A 5,565-nucleotide genomic window follows, 5' to 3' on the forward strand; every position below is an offset into this window, starting at 1 on the left:
CGGTGCTCGAGCAGCGGGAGCGGAGCGCGATCAGCCGGGCCTCGTCCTCGGTCGGGGTGGCGGTGCGCGTCGTCGGCGCCGGAGCGGCGATCGATCCGCGCTCGACGAAATGACTGCCCCAGCGATCGGCCAGCGCCAGCACCCGGTCGATGAACGGACCCGGGGCACAGGCGACGACCGACGGGAAGGGCAGGCGGGTTGTCGGCCCGGGACGCGCCGCCGCCGCGATCGCCTCCTGACCGAAGCCGACCGACAGCGGCGACAGCAGGACCGCGCCCTCGATCGCCTGCAGATAGCTGCGCGGCGACAATTGCGCCCACCACGCGACCGCAAGGCAGGCGACCCCCTGCGCCAGGATCACCGCCGGCTCCTCGCGCCGGGCAAATGCCGCGTCGAGCTGCAACGCCCAGCGACCGCTCTGAAATTTCGCGAGATCCAGTTCGATCGTCGGGATCGCGGCGTCGGGGACCGGATCGCCCCGGATCACGACGATAACGGCATGCTGGGTATCGATCGAAGCCTTGTCCCTGACGGCCATAGCGGATCACCTCGGATAGACCTGCAGCAGCGCGCGACCATCGATCTCCGACTCGCAGTCACGCGCTCCGATGACGAAGCGTAATCCGGCCCGGACGATAGGCAATAGTCTTGCGGCATCCCATGCCGGCGATGCGCCGGATCGCGTCCCGACGCCCCGATCCGCGGCGTGACCGCGCTGCCTTCAGGCATACTGCCCTGCCTGCTTTCACAAGCCGCCCTATTCCCGACATATAATACCGCTCCACTCGATGTCGCCCGCTGCGTGAGAGTGTGACGATGATCGATCCCCCCGCCATCCTGATCCGCCGTTCGTGAGGGTTCACGCGCCGGTCCGCCTGTACCCGTCGATGCTCGTCTGCCTCGGGGGCGGCGTGGTGTGTCCCACGGCCGGATCGACGCAGGCGATCCCCGTGCCGGCATCGGCGTCGGGCGACGACATCGTCATCACGGGCCAGCGGAGCGCGGGCAGCGCGGTCGGGGCGATCGATCCGACCGCGACCCTCGATCAGGCCGGGATCCAGTCGCTGGGTGCGACCGATCTCAAGACGCTGCTGGAGCGCCTGAAGCCACTGACGACGTCGGCGAGCGGCGGCGATCCGGTCTATCTGCTCAACGGTCGACGCATGTCGAGCATGAACGAACTCTACAGCCTGCCGCAGGAGGCGATGGAGAAGATCGAGGTCCTGCCCGAGTCCGAGGCCGCACGTTTCGGGTTTCCGGCCACCGTTCGGGTGATGAACTTCATCACCAAGAAGCGGTTTCGCGCGGTCACCTACCAGCAGGCCACGGGTGTCACGACCGAAGGCGGGGGCGAGACAAGCTACGCCGAGGTGACCGCCGCGCGGATCGACGGGCCGCGCCGCGCGACGCTGACGCTGTCGCATCTTCGCCTCAACCCGATCCTGCAGAGCGAACGCGCGATCCTGCCCGATCCGGACACGCTCTATGCGCTTGGCGGCACCGTCACGGGAATAGGCGGGGCCAGTATCGATCCCGCGCTCGATGCGCTCGTCGGGGCCCCGGTCACGATCGCCGCCGTGCCGGACGACCCGGCGGGGCGCGACACTCTGGCGGGCTATGCCGCCGGCGCCGGCGCACCCGCGGTCACCGATATCGGGCGTTATCGCTCGCTCCAGCAGCGCAGCGACAGGATTTCGGTCGACGGAACGCTCGCGGCGCCGATCGGGCGGACGATGAGCGGATCGCTCAACCTGTCGATGGAAGCGCAGCGTAACATCGGCGTGAACGGTCTGACGCCCGCGCTGCTGAGTGTGCCGGGAGGACGCGGCGCGCTGCCCTTTGCGGACGATGTCCTGCTTTATCGCTACCTGCCCGATGCGGTGCTCCGGCAGCGGAGCACCAGCCTGACGCTGCATGGATCGGGCATGGTCCAAGGCAGTATCCGGCGCTGGGGGTGGAACGTCACGACCAGCTATGACCGGGTGCAGGGGGTGGCGCGGTCCGAACGCGGCGTGCCGATCGACGATCTGCAGGCCGCGATCGATGCGGGGGGCGATCCGTTGGCGCGCGTAAGTCCCGAGGCGGCGGCGCTTCGGCTGGCCGATCGCAGCCGGACCGTTACCGGCACATTGCTGACAAAGGCGGTCGCGAACGGCCCGCTGGTCCGGTTGCCGGCCGGCGACGCGCAGATCACGCTCTCGGGGGATTATGCCCGGTCGAGCAGTTCGGGCAGCCTGCCGGGCCTGCGCGACACGACGCTCGATCTGACGCGCACCACGGGTGGGGCCAGCGTCAACGCGGATCTGCCGATCGCCTCTGCCAATCAGGACGTTCTCGCGTTTCTCGGACAGCTGTCGGTCAACGGCATGATCGGCGTCTCGGACGTGTCCGATTACGGCCGGCTGCTCAGTTCGAACTACGGCCTGACATGGTCGCCGGTGCGGCCGGTCCAGCTGATCGCCTCGGTCAATGCCGCGCAGACCCCGCCGGCGATCGCGCTGCTGACCAACCCGACGGTGACCACCCCGAACACGCCGTTTTTCGATTTCACCACCGGCACCAGCGTGCTCGTCACGACGATCGCCGGCGGGAATCCCGCGCTCGACCCGGAACGCCGGCGGCTCGTCACGCTGGGTGTCGCCGTGTCGCCGATCAAGGCCCGCGATCTGCGGCTCACGCTCAATTATCTCCAGACGCGCATCGACAATCAGACCGCGACGCTGGGCAGCGCCACCCAGGCCTTCCAGACCGCGTTTGCCGGGGCGTTTCAGCGTGATGCAACAGGACAGCTCGTCAGCGCCGACCTGCGGCCGGTCAACATCGCCCGCGAACGCGAAACGAAGATGCAGGCGACGATCAGCCTGTCGACGCCGATCGGGCGTGCGCCTGCGCCGCTGACGCCGCCCGTCGGCATCGCCGCGAAGGATGTGCCACCGCCGGCGCCACCCCGGCCCCGGCCGCACCTCAACATGTCGATGACCACGACGTGGCGGCTCGACGATCGCCTGTCGTTGCGGAGCGGGGGGCCGGCACTCGATCTCCTCGATGGCGACACGCTGACCGGCACCGGCGGACGACCGCGCTGGGAAATCGAGCTGAACCTCAGCGGATCGCTCGGGGCTGCGAGCATCGGCGTGTTCGGCCGTCTGCAGGGGCCGACCCGGATCCGCAGCGACCTGGCGGCGTCAGATCTGCGCTTTTCAGGTCGGACCTGGCTGGTGCCCTATAGCTCGGTCAAGGTCGACCAGATCATCAAACGTCCCTGGGCAAGCAACATGACGCTGCAGCTGACGGTCGAAAACCTGCTCAACGACCGTATCGCGGTTCGCGATCGGCTCGGGCGGACGCCGAACCGGTTCCAGGCGGCGTATATCGATCCGGTCGGCCGGTCCGTCAGGCTGGGCCTGCGCAAGCTCTTCTGACACCGCCCGGTACGGCGGAGGATATCGATCTCTGGAGCGCCCGGATCAGGCCGCGAGCGCGCTGATCGTCGCGCGGTTGCGGCCGTCGCGCTTGGATTGATACAGCGCCATGTCCGCCGCCTGGATCAGCGTCGCGCCCTCCCGGTCCATGATGTCCGTCCAGGTCGCGATGCCGAACGACATGCTGGTCGATCCCAGCGCGCGGTTGCCGTGGCGGACGGCGATCTCTGCGATCGCCTGCCGGACGATATCGACTCGCTTGGCCAGCGCCTCGGCGGTCGTGCCCGGCGCGATGATGGTGAACTCCTCGCCGCCGAACCGGCAGACGACATCGCCGTCGCGGAACCGGCTGCGCATCTCCGCCGCGACCTGCTGCAGCACCGCGTCCCCCGCGTCGTGACCGAACTCGTCGTTGAACCGCTTGAAATGATCGACGTCGCACATGACTAGGCTGAGCGGATTGCCCGACCGCGAGGCGCGGGCGATCTCCAGCTTGAGCGCCTCCTCCATGTAGCGGCGGTTGAACAGGCTGGTCAGCGGATCGCGGATCGTCTGCTCGCGCAGCGACCGCTGCAGGCGGTGGTTCACTAGCGCCGAGGCGATGTTCTCGGTCAGCACGTTCATCCGGAAGCGGTTCTCGGCCTCGATCCGGCCGCGCAGATAGAGCACGCCGATGACCTCGCCGCCCGCGAGCAGCGGTTCGCAGTGATAGACCTCGCCCTCGGCGACATGCGCGCAGACGATGTCGCGGCGCGGATCCACGACCGAATGGCTCTGGCCACGGCGCAGTGCCCAGCACCGCTCCGGCGCGAAGCCGTCGTCCGGCACGACGATGTCTCCCCAGCTGGCGACCGGGACCAGGCAGTTGCGCGAGTTGTTGTGCGCGTACAGCGCGCCGGGAATATCGGGCAGGACCTGCGGTACGAACACCCGGATGATCTGGGCCAGCTCGTCGTCGGTGCGCGCGGCCTGCATGCGATGCGCCATGCCGCCGAGCAGCTCGATCACGTCGCCGCGTTCGCGCAGCGTCTTGGTATTGCGCTCGAGCTCGGCGTTGACGACCTGCAGCTGGCGCTCGCTCGTGCCCCGATCGGAAACCGCGCCCTCCAGCCGGTCGGCCATCGCATTATAGCCGATCGCGAGGCGGTTGAATTCGCGCGATCCCATCGCGGTATCGATCCGCGTCTGCTCGTCCCCGCTGCCCAGCGCGGTCATCGCGCGCAACATGGTTTCCAGCGGGCGGCGGATACCTTGCACCAGCAAGGTAAAGCCGCCGATGACGATCAGCGCGACGGCGATCGCGCCGAAGATGGCAAGCCGCTTACCGCGGCGCAGGCGCTGCGCCGCCGCATCCTGCCGCGTGGTCTGCAACGCGCGTTCCTCTTCGAGAAACGCCTCCCCGCGCACGCTGATCGCATCCATCAGGTCGCGACCACGGCCGCTGGCGATGATCGTGACCGCTCCCGCAAAATTGCCCCGGCGGGCAAGGTCGAGCGGCTGGCGCAGAAAGGCGGACCGCTCCTTCATCAGCAAAGCCATTTCCCGCGCACGGGCATGCTGGCGCGGGTTGTCGCGGGTCTGGCCCGCAACCCGCGCGATGGTCCGGGCGGCGCTGTCCAGGCGTTTGGCGAAGGACCGGGCATAGGCTGGATCCCGCGTGATGACGAACCCGCGCTGGCCCGATTCGGCCTCGCGCAGATTGTTCAGCGCCGCCTCGGTCGTCTCGATGACCTGCGCGGAATGGGCGGCCCATTGGAAGCTCTGGCTGGCCTGGTATGAGGCGTCGGCGAGCAGCCCGGCCAGCGACCCCAGTGCCAGGACCACGATGAGGCCGATCGCGACGATCCGCGCAGTAAGCGATATGAACATTGCGCTATGTTATACAACAAAGACTTAGCTTTTGGTTACTCGCCATCACACGCCGCGCCGGGCCCGGTCTACTGCGTCAGCACCCCGAGCTCCGCGATGGCCAGCCGCGTCTCGCCCTTGGCGGTCCGGGTGAAGGCGATCTCGATGTAGCGGCCACGGTGCGGCCGCGCGAAGGCGAGGCGTTGCGGCGCCTGGTTGGCAGCGATGTTCGAGAACTCGCCCTGCTCTTGTGGCGCGTCGGCCAGCCCCGGGTCGTCGCCGATGCGTACGCGCC

General features: G+C 68.4%; 4 protein-coding genes. 1 reads left to right on the forward strand and 3 read right to left on the reverse strand.

Annotated elements, in window-relative coordinates:
• The coding region (locus tag NI18_RS06140; protein WP_052149020.1) for an alpha/beta hydrolase at window positions 1–538 on the reverse strand (538 nt) is incomplete at its 3' end.
• Window positions 539–911: 373 nt separating this feature from the next.
• On the opposite strand from NI18_RS06140, the gene NI18_RS06145 reads away from it, so the two are divergent.
• Window positions 912–3,422 carry a TonB-dependent receptor gene (locus NI18_RS06145; RefSeq protein WP_306286261.1) on the forward strand — a complete coding sequence of 837 codons (2,511 nt, stop codon included), beginning with the start codon at window positions 912–914 and terminating at the stop codon, window positions 3,420–3,422.
• Between the two features lie 45 nt (window positions 3,423–3,467).
• Here NI18_RS06145 and NI18_RS06150 read toward each other — a convergent pair whose 3' ends face one another.
• Both NI18_RS06150 and NI18_RS24970 read right to left on the reverse strand, forming a co-directional pair.
• Complete coding sequence (locus NI18_RS06150; protein WP_084215056.1) at window positions 3,468–5,291, reverse strand: diguanylate cyclase; 1,824 nt, start codon at window positions 5,289–5,291, stop codon at window positions 3,468–3,470.
• A 68-nt stretch (window positions 5,292–5,359) separates the two neighbouring features.
• Window positions 5,360–5,565: hypothetical protein (locus NI18_RS24970; RefSeq protein WP_037528790.1), on the reverse strand; the 206-nt coding region annotated here is incomplete at its 5' end.

The sequence above is a fragment of the Sphingomonas sp. Ant20 genome, from assembly GCF_000783375.1.
Classification (GTDB): domain Bacteria; phylum Pseudomonadota; class Alphaproteobacteria; order Sphingomonadales; family Sphingomonadaceae; genus Sphingomonas; species Sphingomonas aerolata.

What these genes read in the sequence shown, in the direction of transcription:
- NI18_RS06150 (WP_084215056.1), bottom strand. Translation starts at nt 5,291, where the DNA reads ATGTTCATATCGCTTACTGCGCGGATCGTCGCGATCGGCCTCATCGTG.